This window comes from Paenibacillus oleatilyticus (assembly GCF_018998565.1).
GTDB classification, from domain to species: Bacteria; Bacillota; Bacilli; order Paenibacillales; family NBRC-103111; genus Paenibacillus_G; species Paenibacillus_G oleatilyticus.
Genome location: NZ_JAHNZO010000009.1, coordinates 167,158 through 189,041, shown reverse-complemented (window position 1 = coordinate 189,041; position 21,884 = coordinate 167,158). Strand labels below are relative to the sequence as shown.

At 53.5% G+C, this 21,884-nt stretch carries 25 protein-coding genes; 13 read left to right on the top strand and 12 right to left on the bottom strand.

The features are described from left to right. Positions 1-14 precede the first annotated feature (14 nt). A complete protein-coding gene (locus KQX66_RS14215; RefSeq protein WP_216793443.1) occupies positions 15-920 on the top strand; it encodes a DMT family transporter in 906 nt (301 codons plus the stop codon). A 345-nt stretch (positions 921-1,265) separates the two neighbouring features. Here the strand turns inward: KQX66_RS14215 and KQX66_RS14210 are convergent, their stop codons facing one another. The 7 genes from KQX66_RS14210 to KQX66_RS14180 all read right to left on the bottom strand — a co-directional run bounded on the left by KQX66_RS14210 (position 1,266) and on the right by KQX66_RS14180 (position 8,110). Continuing rightward, entirely contained in the window at positions 1,266-1,955 is a 690-nt protein-coding gene (locus tag KQX66_RS14210; RefSeq protein WP_216793440.1) for a response regulator transcription factor, read from the bottom strand. A 3-nt stretch (positions 1,956-1,958) separates the two neighbouring features. Next, a complete protein-coding gene (locus tag KQX66_RS14205; protein WP_216793438.1) occupies positions 1,959-3,443 on the bottom strand; it encodes a sensor histidine kinase in 1,485 nt (494 codons plus the stop codon). Between the two features lie 12 nt (positions 3,444-3,455). Next, positions 3,456-4,208 carry an ABC transporter permease gene (locus KQX66_RS14200; protein ID WP_216793436.1) on the bottom strand — a complete coding sequence of 251 codons (753 nt, stop codon included), beginning with the start codon at positions 4,206-4,208 and terminating at the stop codon, positions 3,456-3,458. Then, on the bottom strand, positions 4,201-4,944 hold the full coding sequence (locus KQX66_RS14195) for an ABC transporter ATP-binding protein (protein ID WP_216793434.1): 744 nt from the start codon (positions 4,942-4,944) through the stop codon (positions 4,201-4,203). Before KQX66_RS14195 ends, KQX66_RS14200 begins: the two co-directional genes overlap by 8 nt. A 93-nt stretch (positions 4,945-5,037) precedes the next feature. Further along, positions 5,038-5,934 carry a hypothetical protein gene (locus KQX66_RS14190; RefSeq protein ID WP_216793432.1) on the bottom strand — a complete coding sequence of 299 codons (897 nt, stop codon included), beginning with the start codon at positions 5,932-5,934 and terminating at the stop codon, positions 5,038-5,040. A gap of 231 nt (positions 5,935-6,165) precedes the next feature. Then, positions 6,166-7,098, bottom strand: a complete 933-nt coding sequence (locus KQX66_RS14185) for a S66 peptidase family protein (RefSeq protein WP_216793430.1) — start codon at positions 7,096-7,098, stop codon at positions 6,166-6,168. A 106-nt stretch (positions 7,099-7,204) separates the two neighbouring features. Beyond that, positions 7,205-8,110 carry a LysR family transcriptional regulator gene (locus tag KQX66_RS14180; protein ID WP_216793428.1) on the bottom strand — a complete coding sequence of 302 codons (906 nt, stop codon included), beginning with the start codon at positions 8,108-8,110 and terminating at the stop codon, positions 7,205-7,207. Positions 8,111-8,289: 179 nt separating this feature from the next. On the opposite strand from KQX66_RS14180, the gene KQX66_RS37400 reads away from it, so the two are divergent. The 3 genes from KQX66_RS37400 to apgM are packed head-to-tail and all read left to right on the top strand — an operon-like array spanning position 8,290 to position 10,871. After that, entirely contained in the window at positions 8,290-8,892 is a 603-nt protein-coding gene (locus KQX66_RS37400) for an SLC13 family permease (protein ID WP_253957137.1), read from the top strand. Continuing rightward, positions 8,889-9,614: an SLC13 family permease gene (locus tag KQX66_RS37395; protein WP_253957136.1), complete on the top strand. Its 726-nt coding sequence runs from the start codon at positions 8,889-8,891 to the stop codon at positions 9,612-9,614. Before KQX66_RS37400 ends, KQX66_RS37395 begins: the two co-directional genes overlap by 4 nt. A 15-nt stretch (positions 9,615-9,629) precedes the next feature. Then, positions 9,630-10,871 carry a 2,3-bisphosphoglycerate-independent phosphoglycerate mutase gene (apgM, locus tag KQX66_RS14170; protein ID WP_216793427.1) on the top strand — a complete coding sequence of 414 codons (1,242 nt, stop codon included), beginning with the start codon at positions 9,630-9,632 and terminating at the stop codon, positions 10,869-10,871. 45 nt (positions 10,872-10,916) lie between these two features. On the opposite strand, the gene KQX66_RS14165 is transcribed toward apgM, so the two are convergent. Then, positions 10,917-11,522 carry a pentapeptide repeat-containing protein gene (locus KQX66_RS14165; RefSeq protein ID WP_216793424.1) on the bottom strand — a complete coding sequence of 202 codons (606 nt, stop codon included), beginning with the start codon at positions 11,520-11,522 and terminating at the stop codon, positions 10,917-10,919. 209 nt (positions 11,523-11,731) lie between these two features. Here KQX66_RS14165 and KQX66_RS14160 point away from each other — a divergent pair, with 209 nt between their 5' ends. Beyond that, complete coding sequence (locus KQX66_RS14160) at positions 11,732-12,094, top strand: MmcQ/YjbR family DNA-binding protein (RefSeq protein WP_216793422.1); 363 nt, start codon at positions 11,732-11,734, stop codon at positions 12,092-12,094. Between the two features lie 120 nt (positions 12,095-12,214). On the opposite strand, the gene KQX66_RS14155 is transcribed toward KQX66_RS14160, so the two are convergent. Then, a complete protein-coding gene (locus KQX66_RS14155) occupies positions 12,215-13,210 on the bottom strand; it encodes a LacI family DNA-binding transcriptional regulator (RefSeq protein ID WP_216793420.1) in 996 nt (331 codons plus the stop codon). Positions 13,211-13,597: 387 nt separating this feature from the next. On the opposite strand from KQX66_RS14155, the gene KQX66_RS14150 reads away from it, so the two are divergent. The 8 genes from KQX66_RS14150 (at position 13,598) to KQX66_RS14115 (ending at position 18,706) form a co-directional block, all read left to right on the top strand. Continuing rightward, a complete protein-coding gene (locus tag KQX66_RS14150) occupies positions 13,598-14,371 on the top strand; it encodes an MBL fold metallo-hydrolase (RefSeq protein WP_216793418.1) in 774 nt (257 codons plus the stop codon). Positions 14,372-14,446: 75 nt separating this feature from the next. After that, a complete protein-coding gene (locus tag KQX66_RS14145) occupies positions 14,447-14,863 on the top strand; it encodes an Lrp/AsnC family transcriptional regulator (protein WP_216793416.1) in 417 nt (138 codons plus the stop codon). A 223-nt stretch (positions 14,864-15,086) separates the two neighbouring features. Continuing rightward, complete coding sequence (locus tag KQX66_RS14140) at positions 15,087-15,563, top strand: MarR family winged helix-turn-helix transcriptional regulator (protein WP_216793414.1); 477 nt, start codon at positions 15,087-15,089, stop codon at positions 15,561-15,563. A gap of 69 nt (positions 15,564-15,632) precedes the next feature. Then, positions 15,633-16,844, top strand: a complete 1,212-nt coding sequence (locus KQX66_RS14135; RefSeq protein ID WP_216793412.1) for an ArsA family ATPase — start codon at positions 15,633-15,635, stop codon at positions 16,842-16,844. After that, complete coding sequence (locus tag KQX66_RS14130) at positions 16,831-17,070, top strand: hypothetical protein (RefSeq protein WP_216793410.1); 240 nt, start codon at positions 16,831-16,833, stop codon at positions 17,068-17,070. Before KQX66_RS14135 ends, KQX66_RS14130 begins: the two co-directional genes overlap by 14 nt. A 57-nt stretch (positions 17,071-17,127) precedes the next feature. Further along, the gene (locus KQX66_RS14125) at positions 17,128-17,718 is read left to right on the top strand and encodes a hypothetical protein (protein ID WP_216793408.1); all 591 of its coding nucleotides are present in this window, start codon (positions 17,128-17,130) and stop codon (positions 17,716-17,718) included. Then, positions 17,702-18,058, top strand: a complete 357-nt coding sequence (locus KQX66_RS14120; protein ID WP_216793406.1) for a DUF6463 family protein — start codon at positions 17,702-17,704, stop codon at positions 18,056-18,058. The genes KQX66_RS14125 and KQX66_RS14120 overlap by 17 nt, the downstream gene beginning before the upstream one ends. Before the next feature lie 189 nt (positions 18,059-18,247). After that, positions 18,248-18,706 carry a hypothetical protein gene (locus KQX66_RS14115; RefSeq protein WP_216793404.1) on the top strand — a complete coding sequence of 153 codons (459 nt, stop codon included), beginning with the start codon at positions 18,248-18,250 and terminating at the stop codon, positions 18,704-18,706. A 225-nt stretch (positions 18,707-18,931) separates the two neighbouring features. Here KQX66_RS14115 and cyoD read toward each other — a convergent pair whose 3' ends face one another. From cyoD to KQX66_RS14100, 3 genes are read right to left on the bottom strand one after another with little or no spacing between them, the layout of a single operon-like run. After that, a complete protein-coding gene (cyoD, locus tag KQX66_RS14110; RefSeq protein WP_054972445.1) occupies positions 18,932-19,264 on the bottom strand; it encodes a cytochrome o ubiquinol oxidase subunit IV in 333 nt (110 codons plus the stop codon). A 1-nt stretch (position 19,265) separates the two neighbouring features. Next, positions 19,266-19,877 carry a cytochrome o ubiquinol oxidase subunit III gene (gene cyoC / locus KQX66_RS14105; protein ID WP_216793402.1) on the bottom strand — a complete coding sequence of 204 codons (612 nt, stop codon included), beginning with the start codon at positions 19,875-19,877 and terminating at the stop codon, positions 19,266-19,268. Beyond that, positions 19,877-21,850, bottom strand: a complete 1,974-nt coding sequence (locus KQX66_RS14100; RefSeq protein ID WP_216793400.1) for a cbb3-type cytochrome c oxidase subunit I — start codon at positions 21,848-21,850, stop codon at positions 19,877-19,879. Before KQX66_RS14100 ends, cyoC begins: the two co-directional genes overlap by 1 nt. Between the last annotated feature and the right edge of the window lie 34 nt (positions 21,851-21,884).

The window sequence follows — 21,884 nt, the reverse complement described above, 5'->3', positions numbered from 1 at the left end:
TGGGAGCCGGACAGATGAGAACGGAAATTAAAGCGGATTTGATGATGCTGGGAGCGACGATGCTATGGGCGTCCTCTTATTTGTTCACCAAAGTCGGATTGCAATCGCTAGAGACATTCAATCTTATTGCTTTGCGGCTGCTGATTGCATTTCTGCTGTCGGCGCTTGTTTTTCATAAGCGGGTACGGAACGCCAGCTGGTCGACGTTGAGTTCGGCTTTTGTGCTAGGCTCGATCTTGTTTCTCTGCTTCGTGTTCATCACCTTCGGAGTCCGGTCGACCTCCGCTTCGAACGCAGGCTTTCTTGTCGGTCTCTCGGTGATTTTCGTTCCGATCCTATCGATCCTTTTCCTGAAAAAAAGACCGGAGGCGCGCCTTCTTCTGTGCATCGGACTCGCTATCATCGGGATCGGCCTGTTGACGCTGACTTCGTCGCTGACGATCAATCAAGGGGATATTTACTGCTTACTCGGCTCGCTGCTCTTCGCCGTGCATATGCTCGTTACGGGCTCGGTCGTCAAACAGGGGGATGCGATCGCCCTCGGCGTGCTGCAGCTCGGGTTTGCCGGACTGTGGGCGCTATCCTTCTCCTTCCTGATGGAGACGCCGAAGCTGCCGGATACGTTCGATGCCTGGACGTCAATCCTCGGCCTGAGCGTCTTATGCAGCGCCGTCGCTTTTGTGCTGCAGGCCAGCGTGCAAAAGTACGCCTCGCCTACGCGCACGGCGCTGATTTTCGGCATGGAGCCGTTGTTCGCGGCGATTTTCGCTTTTGTTTTTGCAGGGGAAACGTTGACGTCCAGAGGGTACGTCGGTGCGGCGCTGCTGCTGCTCAGCGTATTTCTCGCACAAACCGATGTGAAGAAGCTGTTTGACGGGAAACGGCTCGCCGTCAAGAAGCACCGGCCGGTAAGCAAATAGCTTGAAGAATATAGAGGAACGCAGATGTCTTAACGACAGCAAAACCCCATTGATTTGAAAAATAAGACATCTGCGATGCGTTAAGCCGTCCATGCGAAGGCAAAATAATATTATTCGACACACATAGAGGAACATGTGTTCCTCTATCATCCGCGGTCCAAGGTAAAAAGGTACGATAGCGCATCCTGGTTCCTCTAATTTGCGCTACGCACACTTTCCCGGCTGTGGCGTCACGGCCCTGCATGGTGCAGAGTCCCATTAAGCACGCACCCGGTAGCACTCTCGCAAACCACAAGATCCCGCCTGCTCCTTCTGAGAGCATGGGCGGGATCTTTTCATTTCGCCTCAAATCTTAAACCGGTACCCCGCGCCCCAGATCGTATCGATATACTGCGGATTGGACGGGTCCTGCTCGATTTTGTCCCGCAGCTTGTGGATGTGCACGGTGACGGTCGCGATATCGCCGACCGAATCGTAGCCCCAGATGTGCTCGAACAACTGGTCCTTGCTGAACACGCGGTTCGGATTGGAAGCGAGAAACGTCAGCAGATCGAACTCCCGGGTCGTAAACGTCACTTCCTGGTTGTTCACGAACACGCGGCGGGACGACTTGTCGATGAGGAGGCCGCGGATGCGGATTTCCTCCGTCTGCGGAGTTCGACTGCCGAGCAGCCGCTCGTAGCGCGACAAATGCGCCTTCACGCGGGCGACCAGCTCACCCGGACTGAACGGCTTGATGATATAATCGTCGGCGCCGAGGCCAAGGCCGCGGATTTTGTCGATCTCCTCCTTTTTCGCAGACACCATCAGAATCGGAATATCGTGCTTGTCGCGGATTTTCCGGCAAATCTCAAAGCCGTCCACTTTGGGCAGCATCAGATCGAGAATGATCAGATCGTAATTCCCCATGAGCGCCTTCTTCAGTCCTTCGTCCCCGCTGTGCTCCATATCGACCTGATACCCGTTAATTTCGAGATAATCCCTCTCCAGCTCGGCAATGCTCGTTTCGTCTTCGATAATTAAAATATTTTTCATCGCTCAGCCCTCGCCGCCCGTAATTTGATGGAGCGTAAAATAAATGCTCGTGCCTTCGCCAAGCGTACTTTTAGCCTGAATGACGCCGCCGTGCTCCTCGATAATATGCTTCGCAATGGCAAGTCCCAGCCCGCTGCCTCCGGTGCCACTGTTCCGCGACGGGTCCGCCCGGTAAAACCGGTCGAAAATATGCGGCAGCGCCTCCGGCGGAATGCCTTGCCCGTTGTCCCTGACTTCCACAATGACCCGTTCGCCGTCGGACCGCATCCGCAGCGTGATGAGTCCCTCATCCTTATCCATATATTTGATGGCGTTGCCGATCAAATTGACCAGCACCCGCTTCAGCTTCTCCCGGTCGGCCGTAACCCACACCGGAGCTTGCGTCTCCGGAGCGTCGAACCGAAGCGTGACACCTTTCTTTTCAATGTCGGCGTGCAGCTGCATGTCGAGGGTGCAGTCCTGCAAAAAAGCGTTCAAATTCACCGGTTCAAAATGAAACGGCAGCTTCTTCAAATCCAGCTTGGAGAACAAAAACAGCTCATCGATCAAATGATCCATCTGAACGGCTTTGGCATAGATCGTTTTCAAATATTTGTCCAGCTTATCCGGCGAGTTCGATACGCCGTCCATAATGCCTTCGACATAACCTTTTATGGCCGTCACCGGCGTTTTCAGATCGTGCGAGATGTTGGAAATAAGCTCCTTGCGGTTCTCTTCGTACTTGAGCTGCACTTCGACGGATTGCTTCAGCCTCCGGCGCATCTGCTCGAAGGACACCGCCAGTTCGCCGATCTCGTCCTTCGCCTGCGGACTGACTTCAAAGTCAAGATTGCCTTCGCGGATTTCGCCTGCCGCCCGCTGCAATTGACGAAGCGGACGAATCACGCTGCGCGACACCCAATACGTCAGTAAGCCGTTGGTCAACACGAGAATAACGAGCAGCGAAATAAAAAACGCCGAGGTGTAGGTGCGGGCAAACTTGCCGATAAAATTCATGTCAGTGGCGACAAAAACACTCCCCGGACTGCCGTCCTTGAACCGGAAATCGTACTGCCGGGATAAGAACCACGGACCCCGGTCCTTCATCGTCCGACCGCTGCGATCCGAATCCGCCACCCCGTACGGCGGCAAATTACGAAGCAGCCCCGGCTTGTTCAGCTTCTCTGAGACGTAGGCGACGCTCTCCTGCTTGCGGATGACCAGCCCCATATTAATCGGCTTCAGCCGCTCTTCGAACTGCGCCACGACTGCCGGGTCCAGCAGGGAGTCCGGATCTTCCGTCGTCTTAAGCTTTAATTCGGCACTGACGGCGGCTTCCTTCTCGATCACTTCCTCGATGGCATTGTGGCTCTTCATATCGACGTTGTACAGAGACTTGACGTCGCCAAAAAAAGCGGCGACAATGATCAAAAACGCGACGCCGGCAAGGATGACCGGCACGATAAGCATCAAGAAATAGGATAGTACCAATCGGACTTTGATGGACATCGCTTCGGTCTCCTAATATTGTTTTCGCTCGAATAAGGTATAGCCTCCTGTAAAAAACAATATACAACAAGCGGCCAGAAACATAAAGACGTTCAGGATTTTGCCGGACGCCACCGAGGCTCCGAGCCACAGCATATGCCAGTCGGTGTAAGCCGCAGGGGTGTATACCGCCAGCGCGGGCACGAAGTAAGCGCCGAGCTTCGCCGAAGCGTACAGCAGAATGCAGACCGTCAGCGCGCCGCTGCCGTTTTTGAAAAATTGGGCGATAAAGGCCGCAGCCAGTCCGAGCGTGAACAGAGGCAGCAGCGACGTGACATAAGCGGCGGCCGTCCGGCCCAGTCCCTGTACAACCGCATACCCGCCGCCCAGAAACAGAAGGCTTGCCACCGATACGATAAGCGCGATCGCCAAATGCAGCGCTGTATACCCGAGCATGGCGGCCAGCTTGGACGCGAACGCTTGAAATCTTGTGATCGGCCGCGTTAGAAGCAGCTTCATCGTCTTGTCGCCCGCTTCTCCGGCGAACATGTCGGACGCCGTCATGAAGAGGAGCAGCGGCAAGTAGACGGCCGTATAAAAGCCAAGCAGGACGACCGGGAAATCCGCAGAGGTCAGTGCCGCTACGCCGAAGCCGAATTGAAGCCGCGAGGCGGCAGCTGCCGCAACAATCGGGATCAGGGCGGTCAGAACGAGAAAAACAACTGTTTTGCGCCGGGCCAGCAGCTTCGCCAGCTCGTTTACCGTATTCGCATAAAAACTAGGCATGGACTTCCGCCCTCCTTTCTTCGCGCACTTGTTCCATAAAATAATTCTCCAGCGTCATCGGGTTCGCGCCGCGTACGATATCCGCTACGAAATCTTCCCGAACCAGTCTTCCGTTATACAAAATGCCGATCCGGCTGCACAATTGCTCCATCTCCGTAATCAGATGACTGGATAGGAAAAACGTAATGTGCTGCTCGCGGGCCAGCCGGGCGATCAATTCGCGCATCTCCACCATACCCTCGATATCGAGCCCGTTCGTCGGCTCATCCAGAATAAGCAGCTCCGGCTCGGACAGGATCGCCGCGGCCACGCCCAAGCGCTGCTTCATGCCCAGCGAGTATTGGCTTACTCTCTCGTGCTTGAAGGCGGCGAGCCCGACCAGCTCCAGCACCTCGTCGATCCGTTTGCGGGGCAGCTGCGGGTAAAACCGGGCGGCGAGCTCCAAATTTTTGTAGCCGCTCATGTAATCGTAAGCGTCCGCCGTTTCGATTAGCACGCCCACCTTGCTCATCGCTTTCACGAAGTCGGCAGCCGCATCTTGCCCGAACAAGCGCACCTGCCCCCGGTCCGCCCGGCACAGTCCGGCAATGATTTTCATCACGGTCGTCTTGCCGGCTCCGTTTGGACCGAAAAATCCGTAAATATCTCCGCGCTGCACTTGCAGCGTAATATTTTCCACGCCGCGCCGGTTGGGATAAATTTTGGTCAATCCGTTTAGCTCCAGGACAGCTTCCATCGGCTCATCTCCTTATTTATTGAAGCTCAAGTTTTTGCGCGGACGGCGAAGGACGGCTGTCGGGCCGCCCCTCGTCGCGCCGCAGTACCGAGCTTATTCTCCGTGTTTGTTCACATCGATCGTTTTCACTTGCTTGCCGTTCAGATCGACGTGATCCGCCGTCGTGCCGTTGAAGTTGGACAAGCCGAAATCGGCGGCAACGACGACTTCGTGGGAAACGCCTTGCGCATCCTTACCGCTGATCGTCAGCGTCATTTGCTGCTTCTCGATCCGGTTGTCGGCGTTGACTCGGGCAGCCAGATCGAACTTGTCGATCTTCACGTCCTGCGTCAGCTTCGGCATGCTGTCTTGCAGTCCCTGGAGCTTATCGCCGAAAGGCGCTTGAACGCCTTTATGATGCCCCTCTGCGTTTGCTGCCTGCTTCACCACAAGCGATCCGATCGCATTCGCCACCGCCGGAATTTGGCTTCCGCTCAGCTGCATCGAGATGTTCTTCGTCCCATCCGCTTGCGGCGATAAGGTGACATAATCCTTCAGATTGCCGACCAGCGCGTCGACGACATTTTCGACTTCGGCACTAATGCCGTCCGGAGCTTGCCTCCGGTGCTCGCCCGCTTTCCCCTTCCACTCATTTCCTTCTATGATGTTGTATACGTCGTTGTCACTCGCTTTGACGATTTGCTTGCCGTCCTGGTGGTAGAGGCTAACTCCCTGGCTTGCCCCGCCACCGCTGAGGTTGATTTCCGCGCTCATTTCGTCCTTCGCCTTATCGGCTTTAACGGTCGACTGCACGTCGAGCAGCTTCGTTCCGTTATCCTTCACCGTCACATTCATTTGCTTCGTCACGTTTTGTACCGCGAACGTTTGCTTGACGGCCGACTTGTAAGCGTCGTACCCCGGGGCGTCTCCAAGCCCCGCATAGGCGGAACCGATCAAAAGCAGGCTTCCGACGGCTACGCTAACTCCGGTTAATGCGATTCGTTTGTTCATGGTTTCTTCCTCCTTGGGATTGGGGTTTGAAAGCATCTCCGGCTTCCATACTTTCATCCTAACTGGAAGAGCTAAACATTCTAGAAACCAGGGATTAGCCGTTTCTAAACAAATCATTAAAACTTTATTAACCGGGCGCCCCGATTCGACCGGGAATACGAAAAACTCCGGATCGTTCTGATCCGGAGTGGTAGGATTGGATTAAGATTTAACAAAACGCCAGCAATTTTGTTAGGTCTGTCGAACGCCAACCGCCGGTTCAAGCACCGTCACTGTATTGTTGAACGTATTCAGATTCACCATAGCCCCGATAGGAATAGCAGCTTTATAGTGGCCGTGTCCGGTTGCGAGGTTCGTCAGAAGAGGCTTACCGAGAGGAACGACGAATTCGGTGACCACATCTTCATAGGACTTGCCATAGGCAGGCGGACAATCCGTGCATTCGCCCATGACGATGCCAAGACAGTCCCGGAATTTACCGGCCAGCTTCAAATGATTCAGATACCTGTACACCGTATTGGCCGGCTCGTGGGTTTCTTCCAGAAACAACACCTTTCCCCTTGTATCAATCTCGTAAGGCGTACCCAACGTATCGACCACAGAGGTCAGATTGCCGCCGACGATCGGTCCGATGACATTCCCCGGCACACGGCTGACCAGCGGAACATTCGGCGGATTTACAATAGGGCGGTAAGAAGATAATGACGATACGGCGGTAAAAAACTGGTCGAAATTATACGCGGGGGTTTCCGCCTTGAAATCAATCAGCATGAGGCTGTGAAAGGTAATAAGCCCGCCGTACAAGTACAGTGCATTCAGAAGAAACGTCACGTCGCTGTAGCCGGTAATGATTTTCGGATTGGTTCGGATGATGCGAAAATCGAGGTAAGGCAGCATGCCGGCCACGCCTACACCGCCGCGGGTGGGAAGAATCATGTTGACCTGCGGATTGGCGAACATCGTCATCAAGTCGTACGCCCGCTCTTGATCGGTACCGGCAAGAAAGCCGTTGCGGGCATACGCATACCGTCCCAAGACGACCTGAAATCCCATCCCTCTCAACACCTGGACATGCGCATCGATCACGTCAGCCTCCAACGGACTGCCCATGGCAACGACTCCGATGGTATCGCCTCTTCGCAGCGCAGGCGGTCTAATGGCCATATGCCCACCTTCCTCTCCCAAAGCGTCGTGCGACTTCCGTCTTTTCAAGTATATGGGGGTACGTATCCGGGCATCCCTATTTTGCCCGGCAGATAAAAATGATTTATCAGGGACTCGCAATGAGCGCTTTTTGCCCATCCAACAAGGCAATAAATTGCTTGGCTGCCGGCGAAAGATGTTTATTCTTGAGATAGACATAATCGATTCCCCGTTGCAGTGCGACTCCCTTGATCGGAACGGAAACCAATAAGCCGCTTTTGATTTCCTGCTGCACGGCAAACTTGGAAACGATGGAAACGCCGAGCCCGTGAATCACGCCCTGCTTGATCGCTTCAAGGTTACTGATCTCCATATCGCTCGGGAACGAGATTCCGTGTTCCTTGAACTTGCTTTCCAGATAAATGCGAGTGGCCGACTTTTTCGGCTTCAAAATCATCGTCTCCGCCGTGAGCTCCTCCAGCGAACACTCCTCTTCATGGGCAAGGCGGTGATCTGCTTTAACAATCAGCACAAGCTCGTCCTGGTAAAAGGTGACGGCCTGCATACGGGTTTCGTCAACCGGGATTTGATCGGAAACGATCAGAAATTCGACCTTGTTCGTTTCCAGCATGTCGATCAATTGCCGCGATGAGGTAATATTCATATTGATTTTGATGCCGGGGAAGGTTCGGTTAAAATGACCGAGCGCGGCCGGAAGCAAGTAGACGCCGACAAAATTGCTTGCTCCGAAAGACAGCGTGCCGTAGGTCAAATTTTCCAGCTGTTGAAGATGCTCCTTCGCCGATTGGAGCAGGTTGACGATCTGCTCGGCATAGGGCTTTAGCTGCTCGCCTTGTTTGGTCAAATAAAGCTTTTTGCCGACCCGGTCGAATAGCGGAACGCCAAAATCGTGCTCCAGCCCTTGAATTTGCATGCTTACGGCCGGTTGCGAGCAGTACAGCTGCTCGGCAGCCTCGGTAAAGTTCAAGCATTCCGCCAAGGTCAAAAACGTTTGCAGCTTCGTGATATTCATAGAGCGCCCTCTCCTTTTGCGCCGGGAAGTCCTGACCGACCTTCGGGCAACTTCCCGGATATTGCTAACGAAACTATAATTTTTTCTTATGGTTATTACAATTAAATCAAATTGTATTATCATTTTACCCCCGCTATAATGAAAGCGCAACCAAAAAACAGCATAAGGGGGAACGTAAAATGACAGAAGTCGCGCAGCCGGATAACAAGGCTACAGCCGATCCGCCGGAGAAAAAGAAAGGCGGCTTGGAAGCAGCAATGAAAACATGGGGGATTCCCATCGCTATTCTCGTATTCTTGCTGCTGTTCTTTATGCCGACACCGGAAGGCATGAAGCCTGACGCGCAAAAATCGATCGCGATCTTTACAGGGGCTTTGGTGCTGTGGATCACGAATCCGATCCCTATCTACCTGACATCGATCATAGCGATTCTGATGCTGCCTTTAACCGGAGCCGTGAAGGATCAGGAAACCGCCTTCGGTACGTTGGGATTCGATGTCATCTGGCTGATGGTTTCCGCGTTCGTTCTCACTTCCGCCATTATGAAGTCGAATTTGGGCAGACGCCTTGCACTGTGGATGGTAACGAAATTCGGCAGGACGCCGAAGATGACGCTGCTAGTCTTGGTGCTAATCAACTTTATATTAGCGTTCTTCGTTCCTTCCACGACGGCCAGAGCGACGCTGATGGTGCCGATTTGTCTGATCCTGCTTGATATCTATAAAGCGATTCCGGGCAAGGGCAATCTGGGGAAAGTGATGATGCTGCATTTATCGGGTTGAAAATTTTCCCTTTCAAAGGCGAAGCTGCGTTTCATAACACCATTGATACGTTGAAGGACGAGTTAAAAAAACTGGGGGATTTTTCCACAAACGAGAAGAAGGCGACGGTCATTTTCCTGATTACCGTGATCCTCTGGGCAACCGGAGACTATCAAAAAGGCTGGTTCGGCTTTGAAATCAGCACGGAACAAACGGCCGTTCTCGCCGCGCTCCTGTGCTTGCTGCCCCGAGTCGGGTTGCTTACGTGGAAGGAAGCGAACATCAAATGGGAATTGATGATATTCGCCGCGGGCGCCTATGCCGTCGGGAACGCGCTGGACAAATCCAAGGGCGCGGAATGGATCATCAAAAAGGTGGTCAACGGACTGGGACTGGAGCATATGAGCCACGTTGCGGTATATGTGCTGGTTGTTTTCCTGAGCATGTACAGCCATCTCATTTTTACGAGTAAAACCGTCAGAGTCACCATCCTGATTCCCGCTTTTATCGCACTGGCAAAAACACTGGGGATGGACCCCGTAGCGCTAGCGCTCGCATCGGCGATGACGCTAACGTATACGATCACCCTGCCGCCGCATTCGAAGGTGAATACGATTTATTTCTCAACCGGTTATTTCAGTGTATTGGACCAGGTCAAATATGCGGTCGTTACTTGCTTTATCGGCGCCGTCGTCATCAGCCTGTCCTTATTCACTTGGTTCAAAATAATTGGAATCCATTAAATTCTGGAGGATCGCATGCTGCGCAGAAAAGTTATTCTGGCTATCGCCGACGGGTTGGGGGATCGCCCTCATCCCGCTTTAAATCATAAAACACCGCTGGAGTCTGCACAAAGACGAAATCTGGATAAGCTTGCCATTCAAGGCATTACCGGAATGATGGATTTGATCGGGCCCGGCATCTCTGTAGGAACCGACATGGGGCATCTCATCTTGTTCGGTTATCAGCCTGACCATTATCCGGGACGCGGTCCGATTGAAGCCTTAGGCGTAGGAATGGGTGTGGAGCCAGGGGATGTTGTGCTCCGCTGCAATTTCGCAACAGTAAACGACGAAGGAATCGTTGTAGACCGGCGGGCCGGGCGTATTCGCGAGAAGACAGCCGACATCGCAGAAGCCTTGAACGGGATGGTACTCAAAGACGAGGTGCGGGTATATGTAAAAGCGGCTACGGAACACCGTGCCGTCCTAATCCTGCGGGGAAAAGGATTGAGCGACAAAATCAGCGACTCCGATCCGCATGCGCCCAATGACGGCCAGCCTTATCGTGAGGTCCAGGCGCTCGATGCATCGGAGGAAGCACGCAAAACGGCATATTTTCTCAACCTCTTTTTAAAGAAATCCCACGAGCTGTTGAAACGGCACCCCGTGAATATTGAGCGCATGAAGAACGGGAAGCTGCCGGCCAATTACTTATTGACAAGGGGGGCCGGTCAGGCGGCTCATCTTGAACCGATTACAAGCGGGCGAGGCTTCAAAGGCAGCTGTATTGCGGGGGAAAGCACGGTGCTGGGCGTCGCCAAATTAGCCGGTTTTGAGACGTTTACCCATCGCGGCATGACCGGGAACATGGACACCGATATCAAGCTAAAAGCGCAATGGACGATCGAGCAAATTACGGCAAACGACATGGTTTACGTTCATCTGAAAGCCCCCGATCTGAAAGGACACGATAACGATCCGCACGGCAAGGTGCAAGCTATCGAGCTGTTCGATGAGCTTGTCGGTCTCATTGCCAGGCAGTTACCGGAGGATACGTATTTAGCCGTAGCCGCCGATCATTCCACGCCATGCGAGATCGGCGAGCATTCGGGCGATCCCGTGCCGGTGCTGATCTACGGACCGAGCTTGCGAAGAGACCGCGTATTTGAATTCACGGAAATCGACTGTGCCTACGGCGGACTGGGACGCCTCTCCGGACATCAATTTGTGACGACGCTGCACGGCTTGATGGGATGCGTGAAGAAGCAAGGATCGTAGTTGTTACGAACATGGGTCATGCGCTCTACATCCGGAGCGCAGCCCTTATTCCACCTTCGCGCCGTGCGAGCGCAGAAACAAGATCGCTTGCGCCGCATCCATCCGGGCGCCCTTAACCTCAAGCGACTTAAAATCGACGCCGTCCAGGTTCGCTCCGCGCAGATCGGCTCCATACAGCTTGCATTTGGCCAGCTGCGTGCGGGAGAGGTCGGCTTCCCGCAAGTCCGCTTTTTCGAAATTGCTTTCGTACAAATCGGCTTCCGTGAACCGGACTCCTCGCAAGTTTTGCTTGGACAGGTTGGCGTGCCTCAGACTTGTGTAGGACCAGTCACCCCGCTCGATCGTGATTCCGTCGAAGCTGGCCTCGGAGAAGTCGGAGCCGACCATTTTGCACTCCTCAAATTTGGCGACAAACAGATTCGCGCCTCTAAATCGACAGTTTGTGAAAGCCGAGCCGTGATGAACGGACGCGTTAAACTGAGCCCCGGTGAAATCGCAATCGATAAACCGGCAGCCTGACGTCAATAGCTCCTCCAAATGAGCTGTGCGAAACCGGCAGCGCGAGAACGTGCAGTTGCGCAGCTCCCCCTCGCGAAAATCCGCTTGACTGAAATCTTTTTCGGCAAACGATTGATCCTCATATTTAAACATTCGATATCATCCATTCCTATGAATAGTAGGAAAATAGCGAGCAAAGTCCGAACAAAATGAGAACAAACGTTCCTGTTGTTTATATTAGCAGATAGCGGAAAAAGAAACAAGGTTTAGGTCGACAAATTCATCCCTCTATCCTTCTGGCAAGAACCCGGGGTCATACGTTACAATATAGAGCAAAACAAGTCTCAAGGAGTCGTTAACTTATGATCGATCATGCCCGTCTTATGGAGTACGGACTGAAGAAGCCCGGAACGAGCCTCAAGCATCCTTTCGACCCGGACCTGCCCGTCCTGTTCGTCGGCGACAAAATGTTCGCTCTGCTCGGCACCCACCAAGGCATCCCGAGCGTCAATCTGAAATGCGATCCCGACAACGTCTGGATCGTACGGCAAACGTATCCGACCGCCGTGCTCCCCGGCTACCATATGAACAAGCGGCACTGGAATACGGTCGTGCTGAACGGCGAAGTTCCGGACACCGAGGTACTGGACATGCTGGAGGAATCATACCAGCTTGTGTACCGCAAGCTGACCAGAGCCGTGAAAGAAGCGATCAGCGCCGGCTGACGAAACTAAACGAAACAAACCGCTCAGAACCGGGCATCCCGGCTGCCGCAAAATCTCTTTAATTACTAGTAAATGAAAAACAGCATCCGCTTGGATGCCGCTGCTGCCTTATTCCGCTCCCTAAGCCTTAAGCGCGGCCGTCGATTCTCTGATGACCAGCTCGGGCTTCCATTCGACCGTGACGCTTGCCGTCGAGCCGGCTCCGATCCATTTGAGCAGCAGTTCGACGGAGCTCTGGCCGATGCTTTCCGCCGGCTGACGTACCGTCGTCAAATAAGGACGAAGACGGGACGCAATGTACTGATCGTCATATCCGATGACCGACATCGCCTCCGGCACGCGCATCCCCTCCTCCGCCAAAGCGTTTACGATCCCGACCGCGATATAGTCGTCCCCGGCGAATACGGCCGTAGGCAGCTTCCCGCTTCTGATCCAGGACTTTGCCGTTTCGTAGCCGAATCCGATTTCGTAGTCCCCTTGCACCACAGCGAACGGAGAAAGTCTCGCCTCCCGGAGCGCATCCAAAAAGCCTCTCTTTCGCTCCCGCGTGCTCAAAAAATATTCCGGCCCGCATACGTGGGCGATCGAAGTATGGCCTAATGAAAGCAAATGCCTCGCCGCTTCGTAGCCTCCATAGTAATTATCCGTCAGCACCGAAGGGACCATGTGATCCCGTCTTTGATTATCGATGAGCACGAACGGAATGCTCCGCTTCTTCAATTGGGCGACATATCGGTCCTCTTCCGGCAACGACAATAGAATCAAGCCGTCCACCCGGTCTTCGTGCATCAAATCATGACTTTCGCGGGAACGAACATCGTTCGAGACGGAAAGCGCCAGAAAATAACCGTACCGGGCAAGCGTGCGGTTGATTTCGTTGACGACCGTCTCAAAAAAACGATCATGCAGCGCAGTCATGATCAAACCGATAATGCGGGTATGCCCCCGGGCAAGACTTTGTGCTGCGGCATGAGGCCGGTAATCCAAAGCCTCGATGGCGTCCAGCACCTTTCGCCGGTTTTTTTCCCGTACGTTGCCTGTGTTGTTTAACACCCGGGAGACGGTCACTACGGACAACCCGCAATATCTGGCCACGTCGTATATGCTTGCTTTCATGGGGTAGGCTCCTTCCGATACGCGCTATGAAAATTAAACCGCTTTAATTTTGAGAATAGGCAAATCGAATCGCCGGTGGCGGCAAGAAGCGACATTTATTTAGGAAAAATGTAACAATACTTTACTTTTGTGAGCCTATATTACCATCCTCCCCTTTCGATAGCAATGTGTTTTTTTGAATAATCCGGTCGTTCGACAGCGCCGTATCTGTCGGACCCAGCCGCTATGCGGATTAGCGATTGATCGAAAGACGGGCTCCTCATCATTTTCTTCCGCCACGAAAGCAAAAGACGCTTTTCTCTTTCACCGGATTGTTCCGCTGCATGGCCGCTTGGCGCTACAATATGGATAGAAAGCAAATGCAGAAACAATGGAGGTACCGTTCCTATGGAAATTCAACTCATTCGAAACGCAACGCATTATATCGAATACGGCGGAAAAAAGCTGCTCCTGGATCCGATGCTAAGTCCGGCCGGAGCTATGCCTCCTATTGCGAATACGCCGAATTCTTTTCCAAACCCGACCGTGAACCTTCAAGTTCCCGTAACCCATCTGCTGCAAGCCGACGCCGTCCTGCTTACCCATACCCACCCGGATCATTTCGACGCCGTCGCGGCGACGCTGCTGCCGAAGGATATCGTCTTTTTCTGCCAGCCGGAGGATGCCGGGAAGCTTCGGGAGCAGGGCTTTCGGGATGTTCGGCCCGTCGAGTCGGGCATCGTGTGGGATTCCATCAGCATCGTACGCACCTCCGGTCAGCATGGCACAGGCGAGATCGGCAAGCGTATGGGGCCGGTGTCCGGCTTTGTGCTGAATGCGCCCGGCGAGCCCGTTTTTTATATTGCCGGCGATACGATCTGGTGCCCGGAGGTAGAGCAAGCCTTGGCAGAGCATACGCCTGACGTCGTCTTGCTGTTCGGAGGCAGCGCGCAGTTCTTGCAGGGCGGACCGATTACGATGAATGAAGTAGATGTGGCGAAGGCCGCGAGCGCCGTACCGGACGCTCAAGTCATCGTCGCTCATATGGAGGCTCTGAACCACTGCCTGCTGCGGAGAGAAGATTTGAGAGCGTATGTTGCCGGACTCGGTCTCTCCGAAAGAATCCGCGTTCCGGAAGACGGAGAGTCCATCCGCTTCCATCCGTCCTCATCGCACGTGTAGCAGTTGAAGCTTGTTTCCGGCGCGCGGACACGGTACAATCGGTTTGAGCAATTTTCCATACAAGTAGGTGTATTCATGGAACTGGATCAAACCGATATTGAGATTATCCGCCTTCTCCGGCAAAATGCCCGTATCCAGTGGAAGGAGATCGGGGAAAACGTATTTTTGTCGGGGCAAGCGGTCGGAAACCGGATCAAGCGGCTGGAGGATCTGGGAATCATTCAAGCCTACACCGTTCAGGTGAACGAGGAAAAAATGGGCCGCTCCGTTCTTGCCTTCATCACGGTATTTATGAAATCAACGAATCATAGCGGCTTCGAGAGCTTTATTCAGGAACAAGAGGCGGTGCTCGAAGCTTACCGAGTCAGCGGCGAAGGGTGCTACACGGTTAAAGCCGCGGTGTCCGACCCAGCCGCATTGAACGGTTTGCTGGATGCAATTCTCCAGTACGGCAACTACAAGGTCAACCTGGCCATCGGAAAAGTAAAATAGAAGTTGCATTGCCAGTAACGCCCCGAAATACGGGGCGCTATTTCTTTTTTTTCCTGCCGAACCGCTGTACTCCGCCATCGACTGGCTTCTCCCCCGCTTCATTTTCACCCAAACATAAACCTCCCTCTTGTCATTAGTACGAAATCGTAGTAAGATGAAATCGTAAATTAATTCCATATCGTAGCAAATGACTATCGCAGTACATTGGAGGATGCAGCCGTTGATGGAGCAGATGCTGGAGCTATTTTTCAAACACGGTCTCCGGCCCATGACCTTGATGGCGGAGGCGGCCGAGCTGGAGCAAACGCTGAATCGCTCCGAAATTTCCGCGCTCATGTTCCTCGAATATCGCGGCGAGCTGACTATGTCGGAGTTGGCCGCGGAACTGGGAGCGCCGCTCAGCACGGTGACAAGCCTGACGAAACGTCTGGTCCGCAAAGGTCTTGCCGAACGCAATCAATCCGACAAAGATCAGCGCATCATTCTGGTCAGGCTGTCCGACGAAGGCCGCAAGCTGGCAGGTCAGGCGAAAGCCATGATGGAAAACATGTTTGCCCGCGTACAGGCGGCTCTCTCCCCGGAGGAGCTGCAGCAGTTTCTGACACTGGCGGTCAAAGTAGGCAAAGCGCTGCAGCACAAAGAAGATAAAGACAGCGTGTCGTCCGATCGAATCGTCCGGAAAATCCGGATAGACGATTAAATTCGGTCGAACCGCAGCCCCTATTTTTTTAAACAAATACTACGAAATCGTACTAAATGGAGGGATACGATGAGAATCATTCTATATACCGGGAAAGGCGGCGTTGGCAAAACGAGCGTCGCTGCGGCGACGGGCGTTACGCTTGCGGCGCAAGGGCTTCGCACGCTTGTGATGAGTACGGATGCGGCTCACAGTTTATCCGATTCGTTCGATCAGCCGCTAGGCAGCAGCCCCGTTCCCATTACCGAACGTTTATGGGGGCAAGAAGTCGACAGTTTGCGCGAGACGGAAAGGCACTGGGGTGCAGTCCAAGGCTGGTTGGCCGGCTTGATGAACTGGGCCGATCTTAGCGACGTAACGACCGAGGAAATGCTGGTGTTTCCCGGCATGGAAGAGCTGTTCAGCCTGCTGGAAATCAAACGCCATGCTGCCAGCGGCAACTATGACGTCATCGTCGTCGATTGCGCGCCGACCGGAGAGACGCTCCGGCTGCTCAGCTACCCGAACGTGCTCGGCTGGTGGATGGACAAAATTTTCCCGTACGAGCGCCGGTTAGTAAAGCTAGTGCGTCCCGTCGCCAAAATCGTCACAGGCGGGCTGGAGCTGCCCGACGATAACGTCATGAACAGCATCGAGTCGCTCGCCCGCGAACTGGAGCTGCTGCAAAGCCTGATTCTCGATTCGGAGACGACCTCCATCCGCATGGTGCTTAACCCGGAGAAAATGGTTATCTCCGAGGCGCGGAGGGCGTTCACCTATTTGAACTTGTTCGGCTTCAATACCGATGCGGTAGTCGTCAACCGCGTGCTGCCGGAGGAAGCCGCAACCGGTTATTGGGCCGGATGGCGGGCGGCTCAAAATAAATATGAAGAAGAAATTCGCGACTGCTTCAGCCCGCTGCCGATCTTCCGCATCCCGCTGATGAAATCCGAAGTGCATGGCCTGCCGCTGCTGGCTCAAATGGGCGAAGCCGCTTTTGGCGGCCGCAATGTCTCGGAAGTGCTCCACTTGGGGAAGGTGCAGGACATCCGCAAGGAGGACGATTACTTTCTGGATCTGACGCTGCCTTTTATAGACAAAAGCGACTTGTCGCTGAGCCAGAAAGGTGACGAACTGACCGTCCAAGCGGGCCCTTACAAACGCAAAGTGGTGCTGCCGCGCATCCTGCTCGGCCGTCCGATTGCCGGCGCCCGGTTTACGGAGCAGAAGCTGTCGATCCGCTTCGGCGAAAGAGAGCTGCCGCAAGAACCCAAAAAGGAGGAGAACGATGAGAGCCGATAAGGTAACAAGATTGCTGGAAAGCTTGTCGGAGGCGCAAGAAACGTTGATTTCCGAATTCATTCCCGCCGGGGCGCGCGGCCATTTTCTCGCTTCCCGCAGAGAAGCCCTACTCGGCCTTCGCAGCCTACTCGACGCCGCAATCGACCGGACGAAGGAACCATCGGAGGCAGCCGATAAAAAATCACCCCCCAGCCGTTCCCGCGGTGTGATCGACATTTCCGATTGAGCTATAGCACAGTCTGCCGCCCGAAGCTTTAGAGCTTGATACGAGGAGGAATTGCCCATGCTGCTCGATCGCTACTTGCCGGTCTACCACTACCACGAAAAGCATTCGATCGACGTCCGCGCGCCGAGGGATGCGGTCTATCGTGCGATTCGCGAAGTAAAATACGGGGATATTCCCGTGCTGCGCCTGCTGTTCGGCATTCGGATGCTTCCGGCCTGGCTGGCCGGCAAAGTGAAAACAGGGGCTTCGGGTGGCGACGAACCGTTTATAAAGCGAATGATGCGCTATGGATTTATGCTGCTGGAAGAAACCGAAGGGCTGGAGCTTTTGGTCGGCGTAGTCGGCCCATTCTGGAGACCGGTCGGTAACGAGCCGATCCGCTTGGATTCGGCACAGGCTTTTATCGATTATGACTCCCTTCGTCATGCGAAGGCGGTCATGAATTTCCAAGTGCGGGAGCAGCCGAACGGAACGATGAAGGTCTTCACCGAGACGCGGATTCAAACGCAGGACAGGGCGGTGCGGCTGAAATTCGGGCTGTACTGGCTGCTGATCTATCCCGGCAGCGCCTTGATCCGGCGAGGTCTGCTCAGGGCGATCAAAACCAATGCGGAAAAGGAGCGAGTTGTTTATGGCAGCCAAACTTAAATTGTATTCGGGCATGATGCTTGCTTGGACGGCGGTACTGCATACGGTAGTCGGCATTTTCGTCTATTGGCAGCCGCTCGTGGATATCGGACGGAGCGGACTATTTAACAGCATTGATCCTCATTACGACCGGGGTTCGGCGTTCTGGTTCCTGTTATTCGGCGCCCTGCTGTTTATGCTGGCCGGACTGATCCGCTGGCTGACCCAAGTCAAAAAAATGGAAATCCCGAAATTTATCGGCGTCTACATGCTTGGGCTTTGTCTCGTTGGTGTCTTTTTCATGCCGATGTCAGGCTTCTGGCTCGTTATTCCGCAGGCGTTTATCATGATGCGGGATTGAAACGAATGTTATTGAAATAATGACCGCTGTCTTTGGAGGGCGGTCTTTTACATTTTAGTAGAATCACTCAGTCATAATATACATTTAATACATAATATTAACATTTAATTGAATTAATTTAATTTTTATGTTATATTTTGGTAGAGCATCTGGCCAGATCTCATAGAACTCATAAATGGAGGCGTAAAAATGAAAACGATCAAAGCATTAGCCGTATTATCTATTTGTGCTGCTTTAACGACTCCACAATCCATTTTCGCAAGTGATGTAGTTCCAACCCAAGCACAAAATGTTGAGCAAACTGCTAGCCAGCTCAGTACTTACATCTATAGTTTCAACGTCAGTGCCATTGAGGACGGTTCCTGGCATGATACACGCGCCTCAAGCGGAAGTTTTTACCTAGGCTCTAGTCAAACTGTAAGACTCCAAGTTGTGCAGCGCCCTCAGAATCCGCAGGACAACGGCCTAATTAATTCTTCGTATTATATCATGAGGTCTGACGGATCCATTGCGGGGATGTTTTCCGGAGTATTCGGAACTGCTCCTCAATCCCGAGATTTTAATCTTGGCCCGGGATCCTATTATATTATGTATACCACCTATACAAAGTTCCCTATTTACATTAACGGCAGCGTGTCCACTTTGTAATTAGATTTCAATTGATCGGCACCTTACAGGTGCTCAGCGTGTTGAGAAGCCCGGTGTCTTATTCAAAGACATCGGGTTTCCTTTTGTTTTATATCAACGTCCGTTCCTATGAACCTTGCATATTGCATTATATTAATGTTGTGTCTTCATTAAATATAATGAAAATAAAAAAGAGCTGTCGCGAATTTCTCGACAGCTCTGAGGGGCGATTTCTCGCCCCTCACATCAATGCGCTACCGCATTGTAAGTCATAATCCAGATCGAGCCTGCTACGATGGTCAACAGAATAATCATGCCAAGCAGCAGCGCCATCATGTTCCAGCGGGCATTCTCGCCTTCGCGCAGGTGCATGAAGAAGACGAGCTGCACGACGAACTGAAGAATAGCCATCGCAAGAATCACGATCAACGTCGCCGTCTTGCTCAGCATGCTGTTCAATACGATCGTAATCGGAATGATCGTCAAGATGATCGAAAGCACGAACCCGATCGTATAAGACTTCAGCGAGCCATGGGAGCCGTGCTGGTCATGCGAAGAAGCTCCATGCGAGTTCCCCATCTTACATCACCCCCATCAAGTAGACGACCGTGAGGACGAAAATCCAGACGACGTCAAGAAAGTGCCAGTACAGGCTGAGATTTTCCACTTTGCGCTTGGTGACGGGATTAATGCCGCGTTTGCGGAGCTGAAGCATGAGCCCGATCATCCATACCAAGCCAAGCGAAACGTGCAAACCGTGCGTCCCTACCAACGTGAAGAACGCGGATAGAAAAGCGCTGGTGGAAATCGTCGCGCCCTCGTGCACCATATGCACGAACTCCGTCACTTCCAGCGCGATGAACGCCGCGCCGAGCAGCGCGGTGACCGCAAGCCAGCCGATCAGTTGCTGCTTGTTGCCGCGATGCATCGCAAGCACCGCAATCCCGCTCGTAAAGCTGCTTGTCAGCAGGATGAACGTTTCGGCAATAATGCCGGGCATTTGAAACAGTTCCTCGGGCGTCGGTCCCGCATTCGTATTGCCGCGAAGAACGATATAGGTAGCAAACAATGTGCCGAATAAAATAACGTCCGTAATCAGAAAGAGCCAAAAGCCGAACGTCTTCAGCGACTCTTGATCGTGATGATCGTGGTCGTGAGCGTCGTGTCCGTGATTTGCCGCTGTATGTGCCATTAAGCTTTTGCCCCCCTTGCCAGTTGCTCTGTGCGCTTCACTTCATCGACCGGAATGTAATAATCGGTATCGTACGAGAACGAACGCGCCAGCATGCAGATCGCGATGCCGACAAGCGCCGGAATCGTCAGCCACATCCAGTTCCATACGAACCCAAACCCGGCGAAGAACCAGAGCGCGGACTTGATGAACGGAATCGCCGAGTTTTTCGGCATATGGATCGGCTCCAGCTTCGCATCCGGAATCGGAGCGAGCGGCTTCTCGCCTTTCTGCTTCCGCTCCCACCAATCGTCCGTTTCCTGCACGGTCGGCGTAATAGCGAAGTTATACATCGGCGCCGGCGAAGGAATCGTCCATTCGAGCGTGCGTCCGTCCCAGGCGTCGCCTGTCGTGTCTTTCTCATGATTTTTGATGCTGTAAGCGATCTGCCATACTTGGAAAATGAACGCAATCCCCATCAGGAAGCCGCCGATCGTCGAAACGAGGTTGAGCGGTCCCCAGCCCATGTCAAAATCGTACGTATACGTACGGCGCGTCATGCCGTCCAGTCCGAGGAAATATTGCGGCATGAAGCACACGTAGAAACCGATGTTCCAGAACCAGAACGCCCATTTGCCGAGACGCTCGTTCAGCTTGAAGCCGAACATTTTCGGCCACCAGTAGTAAAGACCTGCAAAGTATCCGAATACGACGCCGCCGATCAGCACTTGGTGGAAGTGCGCAATCAGGAAGTAGCTGTTGTGAAATTGGAAGTCAGCCGGAGCAACGGACAACAGCACCCCGGTCATCCCGCCGATGACGAAGCACGGAATGAACGCGACCGCCCACATCATCGGTGTCGTAAACCGGATTCGGCCGCGGAACATCGTAAACAGCCAGTTGAACACCTTGACCCCGGTCGGTATCGCGATCAGCATGGTTGTTATCGCGAAGAACGCATTGACATCCGCGCCGGAGCCCATGGTGAAGAAGTGATGGACCCAAGTAAAGAACGAAAGCACGCTGATCCCGATCATGGCGAATACCATCGAAGAATAGCCGAACAGCTTTTTCCTGGAGAAGGTCGCAACCACCTCGGAGAAAATGCCGAACGCCGGCACGACGACGATATACACTTCGGGGTGGCCCCACATCCAGATCAAGTTGATATACATCATCGGGTTGCCGCCGCCGTCGAGCGTGAAGAAATGCGCGCCCGCAAAACGGTCAAGGAACAGCAGGAACAACGTAACGGTCAAAATCGGGAACGCGAAAATGATCATGATACAGCTGGACAACACCGACCAGGAAAACATCGGCATTTTCATCAGCTTCATGCCGGGCGCGCGCATTTTGAGAATCGTAACGATAAAGTTGATCCCCGTCGCCAAGCTCCCGATCCCCGAGATCTGAATGCCCCAGATGTAGAAGTTTTGACCGACGCCCGGGCTGTGGGACAGCTCGGAAAGCGGCGGGGATGCCAGCCAGCCCGCATCCGGCGAACCGCCGATGACGAACGAAAGGTTGAACAGCATGGCACCGAAAAAGAACAGCCAGAAGCTGAGCGAGTTCAAAAACGGAAAGGCAACGTCGCGCGCGCCGATTTGCAGCGGAACGACGACATTAAACAGACCGAACATGAGCGGCATCGCCATGAACAGAATCATGATGACGCCGTGCGTCGTGAAGATGGCGTTATAGTGATCCGCCTGCAGAAATTCGACGCCGGGCATCGCCAGCTGCAGCCGCATGAGCAGTGCGTCGACACCGCCGCGGAACAGCATCAGAATGGAGCAAATAATATACATGATGCCGATGCGCTTATGGTCGACGGTCGTCAGCCATTCGCGCCACAGCCAGCCCCATTTTTTGAAGAACGTAAGCACGAAGACGATGGCTACCATCGCAAGCCCGATACTTACCTGTGCCCCGAGAATTAGCGGATCCCCGGTGACGAAAAACTCCGATGCGAATTGTTTAATGGTATCCAGCATGAGTGGGCCTCTTTTCTGTTAAAAATAAATCAAG